Consider the following 16,086-nt stretch of genomic DNA (forward strand, 5'->3'; position numbering starts at 1 on the left):
GATTACTCCCCTCTCGCCAAGCCGTTGAGTTCCGCTTGCGTCGCGTCCGGTGCGACCAGCAACGTAATCTCTACGCGGCGGTTACGGGCGCGATTCTCTGCGCTGGAATTTGGCACCAGAGGATGGTTTTCGCCGCGCCCTTCGGCTTTAACGCGTGACGGTTGCGTCAACTGCTGCTGCAGCAGAGTTTGCACTGACTGCGCGCGCGCCAGCGAGAGTTCATAGTTGGAGGCGAAACGGGCACTGCGAATGGGTACGTTATCGCTGTAGCCAATCACCAACACCTTACCGCGCACGTTGTTCATCGCTTCCGCAATGCGCTGAACAACGACACCGTAGCGTCCGTGCACGTCGGTTGATGCCGAAGCAAATAGCCCATCGCCTTTCAGCGTTACCACGCTCTGGTCAGCGTCATCGCGCACCGCGACCAGACCGGCATCGATCTCCGGTTTCAGGAAGGCTTTCAGGTTCAACGTAGCAGGCGGAGGTGGCGCAGGATTGCGGATTTGCACTTTCGGCAGCGTCGTCTGGTAGATGCTGGCCAGCACTGGCGAGGTGTAATCACCGAGACGCCAGTTAAGGCCAATATAGAACAAGCAGGCAGCAAAACCGGCAACGGCGGCACAGGCCCACAACGGGATCATCGGACGCCACCGCTTACGCAGCACCGGTTGATCGGTCGGATGAGGAGAGAGCGCCGTAAAGTAACTGCCGCGCACGCTTTTGATCATCTGCAGCAGACGCTGTTTGATGGTTTCCAACTGTGAACGGCCGTTATCCAACACGCGGTAGCGCCCTTCAAAGCCCAGCAGCAGGCAGAAGTAGATCAGCTCCAGCAGCAGAATGTGCTGACGCGGACTCTGTGATAGCTTCGCCAGCAGTTGGAAGAACTTCTCGCCCCCCCAGGTTTCGTTGTGAAATGTCACTAGCAGGCTGTTACTGGTCCACACACCACGGCTACCCCACGGCGTCAGCGCAGCGGCTTCATCCAGCGCGGTGCATAGACAATAACGGGCACCGACAATCACTTCGTAGCTCAGGCCAGACTGCTGGCAGTTCAGCTCGAAAAGACGGATCTGGTCGATCAGTTGCTGGCGTAGGCGCGCCGGATCGTCATGAGAGACGGCGTGGCGAATCTGAGTAATAGCGTTAATCAGCGGGTTGGCAGCAGCCACCAGTGTATTCTGGTGGCTGACATCCTGCTGTGTGGCGTCATGGTTCGGTTTCTGTTGTTCCTGCATCATGCGGCGTGCTCAGCGTTGATTATTCTGATGAACTACGAATGGCCCAGAATTCCATGTCCAGGCCCGGAAACTCACCGGCTAGATGAAGTGCAAACGCGCCGGAGCGCTCCATCTCTTTCCACAGATCGCTGTTCTTATCCAACTCGAAGTAGCTGTAACCGGCATGCCATGGAATTTGCGGCGGTGCACCCGGCATAGCTTTCAACACTAGGCCGGGCAGTTGCAGTTGAACCAGATCGCGGATTTTGGTAACAGGCGCGACTTTCATTTGCGCCGGGAAGTGAGTTTTCAGGGCTTCGGCGGGTACACCGGCTTTTACCGCCAGCACAAAGCCGAATTCGCGTACCATGCTGCTTTCCGGCACTGTGGCAACGTTGAGGCCATGTGAGCGCTGGGTGAGTGGAAGCTGAATCGCACTTTCTTCCATCACCTGAGACAACCCCTGCCGCAGCAATAGCGTTAAACGGGTAAAACAGCCGTGCAGGTCATCGTGGTTGTAAAGCGGCAAGGGTTCAGGCGTGCGTGCTGGCATCCAGGTACAGAGTTCAGCAGCCAGTTGCAACCAATAGCGGTAGAGCGTTTCAGGATGCAACAGCGGCAAATGTTGCAGATGCGCATGCAGGCCGAGCTGGCGATTCAGCATTGCCAGTAGCATAAAATCAACCATGTCAGCACTATTGAAGCGGCCAGTACCTTGCGCACGCTGGCTTAGTTGCTGGCTGCGCTGCTGCATCAGGCCATGCAGATCGTTAAGCATGCTTTGCAGTGGTCGGCTGCCGTTGAGCGCCAGCATCGGTGGGATGTAATCGGTATCAAGACGCAAGTGGTTACCGCTGCGCTTCTCAATCACCTGCGCTACGCCCATTGCCGTCCATTCTGCGGTGAGATCTTGCTCCAACATTAGACGCAAACGCAGTTTACCGAACTGTATCGTAGCCGCGCCGATCGCCTGCGCGTTGTCATCTTCCACTTCGGTTTCCCAGGCGAGATAGCGCGCCAGAGAATCCGGCGTCTCCTGAAACACCACCACTTCCCGACCATTGCGGCGGGCTGGGATCGCCAGCACCACGTTAGCACGATCAACATTGGCAGGCAGTTCAAGCGGTGCCGGTCCATGTTGCGGCTGGCTGAAGGAAAAAAATGTTCCATCCGGCAGGCAACCGCTGGCGGCACTTAGCGCGAGTTTTCCCTGGCGCAGCAGCGCTTCATCAAACTCCAGATCGAAGAATCCCCAGGTATAAGCGCGTTGCGACTGGCCCCAATCACGCAGTGTGCTGTGAAGATAATTTTCCGACTGCTGGAAATGGTGAGGACGCAGAAACATCCCCTCGGTCCAAACCACCTTTTCGGCTCTGTTCATAGGCATCCTTTACTGCTTAACCACGCGAAGGCCGTTGATGTCCGCCATCATGCGGGCGTTCAACTCACCGCCGTTACTTTTCCAGAACGCCCAAAACGCGCTGCTCTCACCATCTGGGAACGGCAGCGCCAGTCGCCAAACTTTGCCGTCCAGCGCCTGATACTCCGCCATGATGCCGATGTAGCGTGCTTCTGGCAGACTTTTGGCGTTAAGCGTTTTGCTCAGTTGGCCTGACATCAGGAAAAACTGTTGGTTGTTGAGCAACGTGCTACCCAATGCATCCGCGGGCTGATTCTGCAGGGAGTAGAAGTCGGCGGACATGAATTCCGCGTCTGAGGTCAATAACATCACTCGCACCTTGAGCGGTGCGCCGCTGTTGATCTGCGGGTGCGCCAGGAAGTGCAGGTTATAACGCGCCACCGGTGTGGGACTACTGCTGCTGCACGCAGCCAGTAACAATGTCAGTAGCGGTAACAGCCAGCGGCGCAGTTGCCTCATTGTCATCATTCAGCCCTCCCTGCTCAGCGCGATTAGTTGATGACCCAGGTGCCGCTAGTCGTGTTTTGGCAAGCTTTACTGTCGCCATCAACCGAAACGCAGGTCTTTTTCTTACTGCCTGTGCGGCGTTTTGGCTGATCCGCTTTGATCGTCTGGTCATACAGTTCGCTCTTCACCACCGCGCGGAATGGCACATAGCCAATCAGTTGAGTCGTGGGCTGTTCAGCGATTTTTTTGCCATCCGTTTTCGCGGTATCGGTCTCTGGTTTAACGGCAACCTGAACCTGCTCACCCAGCGCCAACCAGTTGTTCTCCACGTGGCCAATTACCGTGTAGGTTTCGCCACTTTTCAGGGTATCCACCACAACGCTGCCGAAATCAGAGCGGGTCATGATCGAGGCGGGATAGAGCGCGCGATAGGCTTCATTGATCGGGCTGAACTGCGCCGGTGGTTTAACCGCATAACGGTGGCTCAGCGTGACGCCATTGACGGTGCTGTTGACGATAGTGTCATCAGTCATTTTGGGCGGGGCTTCACAGCCCGCGACAGCAAAAACAAACATCAGGCTTAACACAGTGCGGTGGTTCACCATTCTCTTCATATGTCGTTCCATCCATGACTAAAAAATGGCCGAAGGCCGGTTATGAACAAGGCGAGCCACAGAGCGCTGGTCTGTCTGACGGTGGCTCACGTTAGTTGATGAATTAACAATCACATAAGAAACATTAATTAGTTTTATTTTGATATAAATAATGAGCAGTTTAAATTCAGCATTAAAAATGCAGCATAAGTGACAGAATCGTTTGCCGGAAGGATTTTGAATAGGACACAAAAGCGCAGATTAACGATCAATTACTAATCAAAAAAGTGTGTGAATTTGTAAAGGATAATCTTTTTTATGTCACTCACAGTTTGAAAATCATCAAATCAAGTTAATTAAATTAATTAATTGCGTTTTTGTGTTAAAAAAAATCACGGATCACATTTGTTTTACTCATAAAAAATGTGATCAAAAACAACTACATATGAAGATAAAAATATCACAGCTACCGCACGAACCAAGTAAAACCGGTCCGCAACCAAAAAGTCACAATCAACTTTCTAATATATTTACGGAAGATTACAGAATACGGACAAAATTTCAACTCGTCGCTAGTAAAGGAAATGCCTTCGGTAAATTTTCATAAAGGTTTTTAATACACGTCTGTATAATAATTGAACAGCAATCTAGGATCAGTCCGAATAATTCATTAAAAATATGAAATAATCAAATTTGTAGATGAAATTTTCTCATGATTTTTATTAAAAATTATCATGACGAAATGGATGCTTACTCTTCGTGAAATCATCAGAACAGAGTGTCAAACTCGGATTTAGCGGGAATAGAGGTAAATGCAACGCCGCCCCGCCCTGATAGGCTCCATGAGCCAACTCGAACAGTCCGGTGGACGCAGAAGCAACCCGCCGCCGCACAGCAAGCCGAGAGTGAACCCGCGTGTCAGCAACGTGGACGGCGATGTCTTAAATGAACTGAACCAGTCACCTTCTTGAGGAAAGCCCCATTTCACAAAATAGGAACCAACGCCGGTTAACGCGACGATACGGCGGGTTTTTCCGCGTAGCGCAGTTCTGCGCGAGATAAAGAAAAATCATACCGCAGCGGTCTTCTCTGGGAATATCTCAAACCCACGTTTGAACACGGTCCCCCCCACAACCATAAGCATGGTCATTCCCATCAGCGTTAAGACCTAAACGGAACCCCCAGCCTAGTTGGGGGTTCTAGACACAATGAAGAAAGCCCACGAAATATGTGGGCTTTAGACGTTGTCGCCGATCTGAAAGGTTGCCGCATGGCTAAGACCTTTTCATCACGTTTTCTTACTTGGAGACTTTACCTGTCACCTTCACGCCATACAACGCGAGGGATTTACCCGCTGTGCCCGAAGTGTTCCACGGGTAGATCCGGATATACAAGGATTTGCCTGATGGTACCCGGATGGCAAGGTTGTCATACTCCACGAATGTCATCACATCTTTCGCTGAAGACAAGGGTTTATTCCCATTGAGGCGCGTCCACTTGATGTTGTCGGTCGAGTACTCCATATCGGCTTGCACCGTCGAACCGCCGCTTGTCGCGTAATGCATTGATATTTTGTTAGCGTTCAACGAACCTGTCGGTGTTGCCATGAATTGCAGATATTTTGTATTGTCACGTGTTGTCCAGGTATCCACTACATAGCGGACTACGCTCGTATCCTGACCATCGACTGCCATCACTTTAGTCGCTGTGGTCGTCAGATTTCTTACTGTGGCATCCGTTGCCGTCAGTATTCCATCAGTGGTGGGTGCCAGAGATGAACCCGAGCTAAACCAGGACGCGTAAGAATCAAGACCTGCTCCCGCCGGTACTCCCTTGCCCGATACGGCTAGAGAACCGATGGTAGACGAACCAAGAGTAAACGAGATTACCTTGTTGTAATCTACGGCATCGGACGGCTTGAAACGGACATACACGGTTTTTGTAAAAGAACCATTCGTGTACGGAATGTTGAGTGACGACTTCCACGCCGTTTGATCGAACGACAGTTCGAAATTCTTAGAAGGAGACTGAACCGTCACCGTGCCCACATCCGGGTTCAGATCGAAGGCGGAAACCGTCATCTCCTTCGTCGTCGCAACCCCAGTGTAGCGCGTACCCCATGTTAGAGGGTTCGGGCTGGCGATCAGCGAAGTAACAGACACCATGTAATTCTTCAAGATGCCCAACCTGGACATTCCCTCGACGGCGCGCTTGGCAATCAAATTGGCGAACAGAATTTGTGGGTGTGTACTATCCGCCGCAATATATAAATTTGCCTTGGCGGCCGCATCACCGTAAGCCTCTACGATAGTTTTGGTTTCCGTCGTGAGGTCGACGATCGGCACATTGTATTTGGCGGCAATCTTTTTCATCGCTGCCGGGTAATTGCCACGTTCATAGATCTCACCATTCTTGACACCCACATTGTGGAGGCCTTCTGGCTTGATCGTCGTGCCTGCAAAGTATTTGCGTACAATCGGCGTCATCAGAATAGGGTATGCGCCTTTCGCTTTAACCGCAGTGATATACCTTTTCAAGAATTGGTAGTACGAGTGCTCCGATTTATCTACTGTCGGATCAATCGCATCCGGCGAGCCTGAACACTTCTCACCATCGGTTGTTCCATCGCTACAATATGCATAAGTACCATATGCGGCATAGCTAGCATCCGTTTTTTGGTCATTGTGCCCAAACTGTATAATGACATAATCGCCTGCCTTAATTTGAGGCAAGATATCTGGCCAACGAGTGGCTTCGTAAAAGAAACTGCGCGAACTACGCCCGCCAAGCGCCCAGTTTTTAACGGTGACATTTGAATTGAAGAATTGGGGCATTGCCTCACCCCATCCCATTTGCGGTCTACGGGCATCCGTATATTGTGTCATTGTTGAGTCACCAAGCATGTGGATCGTGACGGCTTTTTGCTTGCTCGGTTGACTGGCACTCACGCTAGATTGCGAATTGGAATCACCCACTATCGAGAAATTCCCATTACCGCCTGCTGCGTAGGCATTAACGAAAATACTCAGAACTAGCGCTCCAAATAAAGTAGGATACTTCATGTAATATTCTCTCCCTTTTTTAATTGTATTGTAACCAATGACCACACTGGCTACCGCTATTAACGTTTTGCCAGAATCATTATGCCGATTCACTGGAGGTCACCCGCCAGTATATTCAGGCGGTCAGAGTACACCATCATATTTCACGATATAGGTTATTATTATGTGAAGAACATCACCGAAAATAGATACTCCCTATTTTTTCATATTGTTGCAGAAGTATTTCATTAGACTGCTATTCAATATTTCATGTTTCACGGCATTCACCGAGCTACCGCTTCCGTGTGTAATGACTATCCTTGGTAGGAATAAGATATGGCTTGAGCAATTGACTAACAATCACCTCAATCATTTCTGTATTTCAATGATTGATGTAGTGACCTCGTATCGATCGCTGTGCACGAAGACGATAATTTTATTTTTAAATAATCGTTGTGGTGGTCTGACTAATAATAAAAACAATGATTGATTGGGGTAGCTACGCACGAGAAATCGAGTCAGAAAAACACCTGACAGGTAAGATATTCACGCAACGAATTGAGCGGCATAGCCTTAATTTACGAATTCATATTAAACGTCTGGCGAGGAAAACAACCTGCTTTTCACGATCATTTGAAATACATGAAAAAGTCATCGGTACTTACATTGAAAAACACCATTACAGCGCATTTGCGTCATAACCCTTCCTTGTAACGACGTTTTTATACGCATTTCTCATTAACGTGGATTCTGGAATCATCTGGTAATCAAAACAATGCGCTATTGATGGCGTGGTTATTGATGACGTTCAGGATAATACGATCTATGGTTCGGGCGAATGGGACCCGCCAGCCGCGATATGTCCCCTAAACTCCAGGCATTCATTGACTGCCTGAGTTTAAGGGGATAGAGGTAACCATCAATAATAGCGGCAGGACGAACGTAACTTTTGTTCGTACCCCACTACCACCACTGACTAAAGGTCTGTTGCGGGTTATCAACCTGGATGCGTTCACCAATACGAGGCGTCATCAACCGCCAGTCTTGATTTTCACTCGCCTGCGAAATCCGCTCTAGCGGATCGTTCCAGCGGTGGTGTGCCAGCTTAAATTTACTGTTGTGACCCGGTAATACCGCTTTGGCCTGTAAATCGCAGGCTGCCTGTGCACACTCTTCCGGCTTCATATGAACATGGGGCCAGTTTTGATCGTACTGCCCGCATTCCAGTATCGCGATATCGAATCCACCCAGATGTTTGGCGATCTCTTTATAATGTGGGCCATAACCACTATCTCCACCGAGATACAGGCGGTGCTGTGCTGTTATCAGCGCAAATGAGCCCCACAGCGTTTGATTATGCTTGAGGAGCCGACCGGAAAAATGCTGCGTAGGAAGCACATGAATGTCTACCCCGTCCTCTTTCAGGCAACTGAACCAGTCACCTTCTGTAATGCTTTCCTGGGGAAAGCCCCATTTCACAAAATAGGAACCTACGCCGGTTAACGTGACGATACGGCGGATTTTTCCGCGTAGCGCGTTCAGCGTGGGGTAATCCAGATGATCCCAATGGTCGTGAGTGATCAGCAGATAGTCGATTTCGGGGACGTCTTCCGGTGAATACACATTACTGCCGTTGAAGGCGATATTGGTGCGCGGCACCGGCGAGGCGTTGTCGCTAAATACCGGATCCAGCAGAAAGGTTTTCCCTTCCAGTTGAATAAAGTAGCTGGAGTGTCCCATCCAGATGATGACGTTCTCCGTTTTACTTAACTGATGTAGATCGGTTTTTTCCGACGGCAAGCGGGTATCTGGCAACGCGCCAACATCTTTACCGAAAAGAAAACGATATAGCAGCGCAATTCGATTTTGGTTCCTCGTCGGGCGTGCGATCGGGTTATGAAACGCGCCATCACGAAAGAGTGGATTTTCCGGTTGGGGTTTCACTTCTGGCGAAACATATTGCGGCTGTTTTAACCAACCATAAATGACTACTGCAATCACAGCCAAAACGAGTAACAAAAGCATAGGTTTTTTCCGGTGTCGTTTCGTAATGAATATTGTTTTGTAATGATAATTTCAGACATTGGCTCTCTGACTCTGGCAGTTATGCACCAACGTAGAGGGGATGGCAAGGGAGAATCGGGGGATTTTTGGTGCAAAAAAAGCGAAGGCGCTTACCTTCGCTCAGCGTTTTGATGAGAAATAATAGCGATCGTTCGTCGATGACGCGTCTCTTGCCGCATCAACAGCGCACTATTTTTTAAGTGCCAACAGCGTTTTTCCCATCTCGATAACGAATTCATTCTGTTGTCCGATGACTTTATACAGCTCGGCTTCATCCTGAATATTGGCGATCGTATTAATCGCCTGAACTTCCAGCACGCGCCCTTTAATCAGCGTCGAACACAGCGAATGCAGGACCTTGTTATTCAGAATCGTTTGTAAGCAGCGAAAAGGCGTCGCATCGTCAATCTTCCCCGCACGCTGGTCGGGTTTGATACGCTGGCGCAACATCTCTTTTTCCGTGCTGGCAATCACCGCATCGAGATCGCTAGGCGCGGAGGCAATCGGGACATTACCATCTTTATCCGGCGGCAACATAAATAGTGAAACCAGCGCCTTATTTCCCGTCGTAGGATCAACATATTCGGTCTGAACCATGTGATTCGGCACATCGACCACCTTGTCGCGCTGAACCATGTTTAACAACCGTGCAGGTAATGCTGCCGTGAGATCCTGCGTGGTATAGCCAGCGAACAAATCTGGATCCTTTGTTTCGGCAACCCCGGACAACGGCAGCACCAGTAACAGCCCCATAATCCCTTTCTTTATCACACTGATTTTCATTGTATTCCCCTATTCTTTATTGTGTGCATTAATCTATCTCACCACTCGCAATTCTTATCGCGTTAACGTCGATGGTTTTATGGCTTTTTTATCACGTTTAAACGCGACAACGCATTCTATAACAATAGGAAATAGTAGCATTTTTTATACAAAAACTTGATGCCGGAAGATTCCTTCGCTAGAATCGCGCCGTTTACTCACCCCCAATGTGTCATTTGGAGCCCTAAAGTGCCCTGTACGTCAGCCCCCCACTAACCGCCGACGACTGCATTAAGCAGCCTCGATTCGGCGCAGTCTGCGCCAGCGTTGGCTGCGGTACTGGTTCCCTTCTCTTTCCCGCCATCGCGCGGAGCAGAGAATGAATCTCCCGCTCCTCCCCCGCGACTCTGACCTCTGGAATGCCAGTGGCCAGCCTATTGACTCGCGCCAGAACACGTTCGTCGGCCCTATTTTTTATCCTAAATGGGTCTAGCTGCGCCAATAACGCAACTGGCGAAAATATGTATTTACATTCAATACCGTTATTAAAATATCCACGAACCCCTCATTTGGAAGGTTCGCGTTTACAGCCCGGCGATGATGCGTCGGACCAAATTGCACTGAAAGCGTTAGCAGGCCGTTACGTCGTGATCGAAGAAAAGATCGACGGCGCGAACAGCGGTGTGTCCTTCAATGAAACAGCAGAACTGTTGCTCCAATCGCGCGGCCATTATCTGACTGGCGGTTCGCGGGAACGACAGTTCAACCAGTTCAAGCTCTGGGCCACGGCGCATGAAATGCGTTTTCTTGAGCTACTGGAAGACCGTTTCGTGATGTACGGCGAATGGGCCTACAGCAAGCATTCCGTGTTTTATGACCGTTTGCCGCATTACTTTCACGAATTTGATCTTTACGATCGCCGTGACGGTATTTTTTTATCGACGGCACGCCGACACGCTATGCTGGCCGGTTCGCCCGTGTTATCCGTTCCGGTGATCTATGCCGGGGAGATGCCAACTAGCCCGGCATTGCTGTGGAAGCTGGTATATCGTTCGCTGGCAAAAAGCCCGAACTGGAAAACCACGTTTGAATCCACCGTCCAGCGGGCTGGTTTACCGCTCGCGCTGTGCTGGCAACAAACCGATAAATCGGACCGTTCGGAAGGCCTTTATCTAAAGGTTGAGGATGATGAACAGGTACTGGCTCGCTACAAGCTGGTGCGCCATGACTTCACCCAGACCATTTTGGACAGCGGCTCGCATCATTCCCAACGCCCTATTTTGCCGAATCAACTGGCTGAAGGCGTTGATCTGTACGCCCCTTGTCCACTCGTATCCTGGGAAATGCTGGGGCTGAATACGCTGCGTTCTTTAGACGCACTCGCCGCCGCCATGCCCAATAAATAAGGAGTATGACTATCATGGATTGGAATGCTATTAGGGGATTGGTCCCCGCTTCTGGCGCACAGCCAGATTTTACTCACTGCCTAGAAGCCTTCCCGGTGCTTCAACGTGCCAAAGAGACGCCGCAGGAGCCACGCTATCACGGTGAAGGCGACGTCTGGACGCACACGATGATGGTTGTCGAGTCACTATTGCAGCTTCCCGATTACCAGACAGCCACGCGAGAGCAGCAGGAAATCTTATTTTTTTCCGCACTGCTGCATGACGTCGCGAAATATCGAACGACGGTGATTGACTCGGTGACGGGCCAGATTGGTCAACCGGGGCATTCGCGTAAAGGTGCTATCGACGCTCGGGTGCTGTTGTGGGATGCAGACGTACCCTTTGCGATTCGGGAGACGGTTTGTCGGTTAATTTCGGTACATCAGGTGCCGTTTTACTGCCTTGAAGATGAACGCCGCCGAGTATCACCGATCTTTACGATCCGCGAACTGTCTTGGCAGTTGAGCATTCCACTGCTGGCCACGCTGGCGGAAGCCGATATGCGCGGGCGTATCTGTCAAGATCAAGCGCGCGTGATAGATAGCATCGAGCTGTTCCGCGAGTTGGCGCGGGAAGAAGGCTGTTACGGTCAGCCGAGAGCGTTTGTCGATGCCCACACACGCCTGAGTTATTTTCGCGGTGCCGATGTCCATCCCGACTATCCACTGTTCCAGGAACCTGGCTCGAAAGTCACTGTGATGTGCGGTTTGCCTGCTTCAGGAAAAGACACATGGGTACGAACACATCGGTGTAACTTACCTGTGGTCTCTTTCGACGATGCACGCACAGAGTTGGGGCTGAAACACGGTGAAAATGAAGGAAAGGCGGTGCACTGGGCGACCGATAAAGCACGTTCACTGTTGCGGACGCATGAGCCGTTTGTGTGGAATGCCACGCACCTGAGCCAGCAAATGCGCACCCGCACGTTAGATCTGTGCTACGCCTACGGCGCAGAAGTGGAGGTTGTGTATCTGGAGCGTCCGCGTCAGGAATTGCTGCGGCGCAACAGTAAACGGGATACCACGTTGAGTAATAAAACGCTGCAAGGGATGCTGACAAAATGGGAACTTCCCTCACCCACGGAAGCGCATGTTGTTAGCTATGAAAGCTAAGCGATTAATTTAAGGAGCTAAAAATGAAACAGGATTCAAGGAACAATAAAGGCGTCTCGCCGCTGCTTTCACCACACGACATCACCCGCCTTTTACTGGTGCCCGTGTCGCAGTGTATTTCAGATGACTATCCCTGGGTAAGCAATGATGAAGCGTTGATCGACAAGCATTTAAACGACGTGTGCACACAGGTTATACACCAGACTGACACCCAATCAAGGATTGAATGGGAACACTACGGTTCTGGCTATGCTTCCTTTGTCGACGCTTGGTTTTATAAAAACACACCGGATTTTAATGCTAAACACCCGATTCGTTATGGTGAAGAACATACGGGGTTAACCGTTTTACTGAGCCGTCTGTCGCCCTATTTTGTATTGATGGAAAGCGAAAAGCGTTGGGATGTTCACGGCGGTGAAGCAGGAGAAAGTCCTGCACTGGAGAAAGTCGATAGGTTCGACACACCCGTAGTGGAAGCATTAAGCCAGCAGGTGCAAGCAGTACTGGAGAAATGCGGGCTGATTCGCGTTTATAAGGAACAATTGGTATCACCGCTGCCCACCAGCATTCATGTACAGACACTGTTCACCGAGAGCGATTTCACACAGTTCGATGCCCTGTTCTATTGGGAAGATTGAGTTGTTAACGTAGCCGTAGCGCACGCCAGCGAGGAAGATCGGTAAATCTGATTTCATATTCAGTGGTACGGTGTCCTCCTGCGCTAAAATACCGTTTTTCATAGATTAGATTATCGTCCTCGAACCTTACGGGGACGATAAATCCCCCCGTCGCTTGAGAAACTTTGCATTGCCTTTCTTCTCGCACATCAATACACAGCAACGCCGTTTGCGGGCCGTCGCGTTCGGCCGTAGAGAGCCACTCTTGTACCACAAGGTAACGAGAGTCCGGCGACCACAGCATCTCCTTGCCAAAAACGCGATCCGCCAATTTTTTGTCGTCAATCGATAGCGAAAAATAAGGCGGGCCAAACCGGATATCTCCAACACAAATCAGCATTGCGCTATGTTGTCGATCGAATGAGGATAGCTTGTGTAACATACAAAAATAATTCCCAAATCAGTCTGATGTTATCTCAATGAGATTACCATCAGGGTCGCTGACGATCGCTTCATAAAAACCGTCCCCCGTCATGCGAGGTGGAGCAACCAGAATACCGCGTTCCGCCGCTTTGTTAGCTAACGCTTCCACATCCGCCTTGCTGCCAACTGATATCGCCACATGCGCCCAGCCGCAGCCTTCTTTATTGGCTAAGGCTTCCGCTAGCACCGGTAGCGTCATCAATTCAATGGATGCCCCTTCACTCAGTTGAACAAAATGCGATTCAAATCCAGGGCGATTCCGACTCACATATTTTTCCCCCACCTGAGCGGCGAAGAACGTTTGCCAAAATGCCGCCTGCGCAGCCAGATCGGCCGTCCATAATGCCACGTGTGCCACTTTCATTATGATTCCTTCTTAACCGTCGTCTTTCACATCGTCATGGCCGGTTAACGGTGATTATCGCGTTCCATTCAGAATGGCTAAAACCTGTTGGTGTAGCTCTGGACTACCGGTCGCGACCGCCGTACCGCCCGCTTCCGCTCGCTGCCCGTTGAGATCGGTGATGACGCCACCCGCCTGCTCAATAATCGGAATCAGCGCGACAATGTCGTAAGGTTGCAATGCAAATTCCACGCAAATATCAATCTGGCCTGCCGCCAACATCGCCAGCGCGTAGCACTCACCGCCATAGCGCGTCATCAGTGTGCTTTCGGTGAGTTCTGCGAAGCGAACCGTCGGATGCATACTCAGCGCTTCCGGCGCGGTGGTGTGAAGAATGGCCTGTTTGAGAGACACACCTTTACGCGTGCTTAAGCGCGTTTCTCCCTGCCGATCGCTCCGCCAGGCCTGCAATCCATCGGCCCAGAAGCACTCTCCGGTAAACGGTTGGCTCATCATCCCCATCACGGCACGTTCATGATGCAACAGACCAATGAGCGTTCCCCACACGGGTAGCCCGCATAAGAAAGGTCGGGTTCCATCAACCGGATCCAAAACCCAGCGCACAGGCCCTTCCCCGCTCAAGCCAAACTCTTCCCCCATAATTGCGTGTTCGGGATAATGGCGCGTGATGTGTTCACGCATCACTCGTTCGGCCTGCCGATCGGCTTCCGTCACCGGATCAAAGCGGAAACCCTCTTTTGGCTTGGTTTCGATTTGGTTGGCGTTGAGGGAACGAAAACGTGGCAACGTTTCCTGACTGGCCAGTGCGGCAAGTTCATGAAAAAAGGCAATATCCGGAAGCGTCTGACTCATCGTATTTTATCTTCCTATCGCGTCATTTGAGAATTGAAGCTGAGAGAACACAATGCTCAATTTGGCTCGATTATGAATGACGAAACAAGTGCAAACAATCTCGCGTTCATCTACGGATAAAAAAATAGCCCCCAAACGCTGTCGTCAGGGGGCTATAACAAGGATAGCTAAACGACATTATTTAGCTCAGATCGGAACCGTTGCTGGCAATCACCTTTTTATACCAGTAGAACGATTTCTTTTTCTTTCTGGCTAATGTCCCTTCGCCTCGGTCGTCGCGATCGACATAGATGAAGCCATAGCGTTTGCTCATCTCGCCGGTAGACGCGGCAACCAGATCGATACAGCCCCACGAGGTGTAGCCGATAACTGGGATACCGTCGCCGATAGCGTCCGCCATCGCGCTGATGTGCTCGCGCAGGTAACTGATGCGATAGTCATCATCAATCTCGCCCTGTGCGTTAATCTCGTCCTTCGCCCCTAGCCCGTTCTCCACCAAAAACAGCGGTTTCTGATAACGGTCATACATCATGTTCATCGTGATGCGCAGGCCCAGCGGATCAATTCCCCAGCCCCATTCACTCGCCTTAATGTGCGGGTTCTTCAACGATTTAACGATGTTTGCAGCACTGCTGTTGTGCTCGTTCATATCTGCCGACGCACAGCGGGAGGCATAATAGCTGAAAGACACAAAATCTACCGTGTTCTTGAGAATTTCGTCATCGCCCGGCTCAGAAGCAATCGTGATGCCCTTCTCTTTAAACAATCGTCCGGTATAGGCCGGATAGGTGCCACGCGCCTGCACATCGATAAAGAACAGGTTTTCACGATCTTTATTTAGCGCCGCCCAGACATCTTCCGGTTTGCACGACCACGGGTAGAAGTTACCGCCAGCCAGCATACAGCCAACCTGATTGTCCGGGTTAACTTCATGCGCAACCTTCGTCGCCAGCGCGCTCGCCACCAGTTCATGGTGTGCGGCCTGATATTTTACCTGCTCCTGATTTTCCCCTTCGGCAAACACCAGGCCCGCGCCGGAAAACGGGCTATGCAGTAAAATATTGATTTCATTGAACGTCAGCCAATATTTCACCAGCCCGTCAAAAGCTTCAAAACAGGTTCGAGCGTAGCGGGCAAAAAACTCTACCATTTTCCGGTTACGCCATGAACCATACTCGGTGACCAAATGCATCGGCACGTCGAAATGACACAAGGTTACCAGCGGTTCCATGTTGTACTTCTTGCACTCGGCAAACACATCACGATAAAACGCGATGCCGTCCGCGTTGGGTGTCAGTTCATCCCCGTTAGGATAAAGTCGACTCCAGGCGATGGAGGTACGAAACACCGTAAACCCCATTTCCGCCATCAGCGCGATATCTTCCTTATACCGATGGTAGAAATCGATCGCTTGATGGCTGGGATAAAACTCATCCTCACGCAACGCGAAACGCGGCTCTTGCCCCAGTTTCACTGGCAGACGATTCACGCCGTGGGGGATCATGTCCACCGTCGTCAGCCCTTTACCGCCCTCAAGGTATGCGCCTTCTGCCTGATTGGCCGCAATCGCGCCCCCCCATAAGAACCCATTGGGAAATGTTGATGCAGACATACGCTATTTCTCCTTCGTACTTCATGTCATTATACCCGTCATACTTCAAGC

The 16,086-nt window shown here is 50.7% G+C and carries 15 protein-coding genes and 1 pseudogene; 5 read left to right on the top strand and 11 right to left on the bottom strand.

The features are described 5' to 3' along the window. Window positions 1–2 precede the first annotated feature (2 nt). From A7983_RS19690 to A7983_RS19705, 4 genes are read right to left on the bottom strand one after another with little or no spacing between them, the layout of a single operon-like run. Window positions 3–1,244, bottom strand: a complete 1,242-nt coding sequence (locus A7983_RS19690; RefSeq protein WP_005974324.1) for a DotU family type VI secretion system protein — start codon at window positions 1,242–1,244, stop codon at window positions 3–5. Window positions 1,245–1,263: 19 nt separating this feature from the next. Continuing rightward, window positions 1,264–2,604, bottom strand: a complete 1,341-nt coding sequence (gene tssK / locus A7983_RS19695; RefSeq protein WP_005974321.1) for a type VI secretion system baseplate subunit TssK — start codon at window positions 2,602–2,604, stop codon at window positions 1,264–1,266. A 9-nt stretch (window positions 2,605–2,613) separates the two neighbouring features. Beyond that, window positions 2,614–3,111 carry a type VI secretion system lipoprotein TssJ gene (gene tssJ, locus A7983_RS19700; RefSeq protein WP_005974319.1) on the bottom strand — a complete coding sequence of 166 codons (498 nt, stop codon included), beginning with the start codon at window positions 3,109–3,111 and terminating at the stop codon, window positions 2,614–2,616. 23 nt (window positions 3,112–3,134) lie between these two features. Next, window positions 3,135–3,716: a hypothetical protein gene (locus A7983_RS19705; RefSeq protein WP_039479259.1), complete on the bottom strand. Its 582-nt coding sequence runs from the start codon at window positions 3,714–3,716 to the stop codon at window positions 3,135–3,137. A gap of 809 nt (window positions 3,717–4,525) precedes the next feature. On the opposite strand from A7983_RS19705, the gene A7983_RS24680 reads away from it, so the two are divergent. Beyond that, complete coding sequence (locus A7983_RS24680) at window positions 4,526–4,654, top strand: hypothetical protein (protein ID WP_257785298.1); 129 nt, start codon at window positions 4,526–4,528, stop codon at window positions 4,652–4,654. A 327-nt stretch (window positions 4,655–4,981) separates the two neighbouring features. Here A7983_RS24680 and A7983_RS19710 read toward each other — a convergent pair whose 3' ends face one another. After that, window positions 4,982–6,745, bottom strand: coding sequence for a rhamnogalacturonan acetylesterase (locus A7983_RS19710; RefSeq protein WP_005974312.1), 1,764 nt, complete (start codon window positions 6,743–6,745; stop codon window positions 4,982–4,984). A gap of 458 nt (window positions 6,746–7,203) precedes the next feature. Here A7983_RS19710 and A7983_RS23670 point away from each other — a divergent pair. Continuing rightward, window positions 7,204–7,425: pseudogene (locus A7983_RS23670) on the top strand (IS1 family transposase); the annotation flags it as partial. Between the two features lie 262 nt (window positions 7,426–7,687). Here the strand turns inward: A7983_RS23670 and A7983_RS19715 are convergent. Beyond that, complete coding sequence (locus tag A7983_RS19715; protein WP_005974310.1) at window positions 7,688–8,749, bottom strand: MBL fold metallo-hydrolase; 1,062 nt, start codon at window positions 8,747–8,749, stop codon at window positions 7,688–7,690. A 228-nt stretch (window positions 8,750–8,977) separates the two neighbouring features. After that, the gene (locus A7983_RS19720) at window positions 8,978–9,571 is read right to left on the bottom strand and encodes a hypothetical protein (protein ID WP_005974307.1); all 594 of its coding nucleotides are present in this window, start codon (window positions 9,569–9,571) and stop codon (window positions 8,978–8,980) included. Window positions 9,572–10,071: 500 nt separating this feature from the next. On the opposite strand from A7983_RS19720, the gene A7983_RS19725 reads away from it, so the two are divergent. From A7983_RS19725 to A7983_RS19735, 3 genes are read left to right on the top strand one after another with little or no spacing between them, the layout of a single operon-like run. Beyond that, window positions 10,072–10,956: an RNA ligase family protein gene (locus A7983_RS19725; RefSeq protein WP_005974304.1), complete on the top strand. Its 885-nt coding sequence runs from the start codon at window positions 10,072–10,074 to the stop codon at window positions 10,954–10,956. A gap of 5 nt (window positions 10,957–10,961) precedes the next feature. Continuing rightward, complete coding sequence (locus tag A7983_RS19730) at window positions 10,962–12,107, top strand: AAA family ATPase (RefSeq protein WP_039479264.1); 1,146 nt, start codon at window positions 10,962–10,964, stop codon at window positions 12,105–12,107. Between the two features lie 23 nt (window positions 12,108–12,130). Further along, window positions 12,131–12,745, top strand: coding sequence for a hypothetical protein (locus A7983_RS19735; RefSeq protein ID WP_005974301.1), 615 nt, complete (start codon window positions 12,131–12,133; stop codon window positions 12,743–12,745). Window positions 12,746–12,749: 4 nt separating this feature from the next. Here the strand turns inward: A7983_RS19735 and A7983_RS19740 are convergent, their stop codons facing one another. The 4 genes from A7983_RS19740 to A7983_RS19755 all read right to left on the bottom strand — a co-directional run bounded on the left by A7983_RS19740 (window position 12,750) and on the right by A7983_RS19755 (window position 16,035). Then, window positions 12,750–13,166 carry a hypothetical protein gene (locus tag A7983_RS19740; RefSeq protein ID WP_005974298.1) on the bottom strand — a complete coding sequence of 139 codons (417 nt, stop codon included), beginning with the start codon at window positions 13,164–13,166 and terminating at the stop codon, window positions 12,750–12,752. Window positions 13,167–13,184: 18 nt separating this feature from the next. Continuing rightward, complete coding sequence (locus A7983_RS19745; protein ID WP_005974297.1) at window positions 13,185–13,571, bottom strand: VOC family protein; 387 nt, start codon at window positions 13,569–13,571, stop codon at window positions 13,185–13,187. A gap of 54 nt (window positions 13,572–13,625) precedes the next feature. After that, the gene (gene hisN / locus A7983_RS19750; RefSeq protein ID WP_005974293.1) at window positions 13,626–14,423 is read right to left on the bottom strand and encodes a histidinol-phosphatase; all 798 of its coding nucleotides are present in this window, start codon (window positions 14,421–14,423) and stop codon (window positions 13,626–13,628) included. Between the two features lie 181 nt (window positions 14,424–14,604). Continuing rightward, window positions 14,605–16,035, bottom strand: a complete 1,431-nt coding sequence (locus A7983_RS19755) for a 6-phospho-beta-glucosidase (protein ID WP_005974291.1) — start codon at window positions 16,033–16,035, stop codon at window positions 14,605–14,607. Between the last annotated feature and the right edge of the window lie 51 nt (window positions 16,036–16,086).

It is taken from the genome of Pectobacterium wasabiae CFBP 3304, assembly GCF_001742185.1.
GTDB classification, from domain to species: domain Bacteria; phylum Pseudomonadota; class Gammaproteobacteria; order Enterobacterales; family Enterobacteriaceae; genus Pectobacterium; species Pectobacterium wasabiae.

Coding starts and splice junctions, on each gene's coding strand:
- A7983_RS19690 (WP_005974324.1), bottom strand. CDS start 1,244: ATGATGCAGGAACAACAGAAACCGAACCATGACGCCACACAGCAGGAT.
- tssK (WP_005974321.1), bottom strand. CDS start 2,604: ATGAACAGAGCCGAAAAGGTGGTTTGGACCGAGGGGATGTTTCTGCGT.
- tssJ (WP_005974319.1), bottom strand. CDS start 3,111: ATGATGACAATGAGGCAACTGCGCCGCTGGCTGTTACCGCTACTGACA.
- A7983_RS19705 (WP_039479259.1), bottom strand. CDS start 3,716: ATGGAACGACATATGAAGAGAATGGTGAACCACCGCACTGTGTTAAGC.
- A7983_RS24680 (WP_257785298.1), top strand. CDS start 4,526: ATGAGCCAACTCGAACAGTCCGGTGGACGCAGAAGCAACCCGCCGCCG.
- A7983_RS19710 (WP_005974312.1), bottom strand. CDS start 6,745: ATGAAGTATCCTACTTTATTTGGAGCGCTAGTTCTGAGTATTTTCGTT.
- A7983_RS19715 (WP_005974310.1), bottom strand. CDS start 8,749: ATGCTTTTGTTACTCGTTTTGGCTGTGATTGCAGTAGTCATTTATGGT.
- A7983_RS19720 (WP_005974307.1), bottom strand. CDS start 9,571: ATGAAAATCAGTGTGATAAAGAAAGGGATTATGGGGCTGTTACTGGTG.
- A7983_RS19725 (WP_005974304.1), top strand. CDS start 10,072: ATGTATTTACATTCAATACCGTTATTAAAATATCCACGAACCCCTCAT.
- A7983_RS19730 (WP_039479264.1), top strand. CDS start 10,962: ATGACTATCATGGATTGGAATGCTATTAGGGGATTGGTCCCCGCTTCT.
- A7983_RS19735 (WP_005974301.1), top strand. CDS start 12,131: ATGAAACAGGATTCAAGGAACAATAAAGGCGTCTCGCCGCTGCTTTCA.
- A7983_RS19740 (WP_005974298.1), bottom strand. CDS start 13,166: ATGTTACACAAGCTATCCTCATTCGATCGACAACATAGCGCAATGCTG.
- A7983_RS19745 (WP_005974297.1), bottom strand. CDS start 13,571: ATGAAAGTGGCACACGTGGCATTATGGACGGCCGATCTGGCTGCGCAG.
- hisN (WP_005974293.1), bottom strand. CDS start 14,423: ATGAGTCAGACGCTTCCGGATATTGCCTTTTTTCATGAACTTGCCGCA.
- A7983_RS19755 (WP_005974291.1), bottom strand. CDS start 16,035: ATGTCTGCATCAACATTTCCCAATGGGTTCTTATGGGGGGGCGCGATT.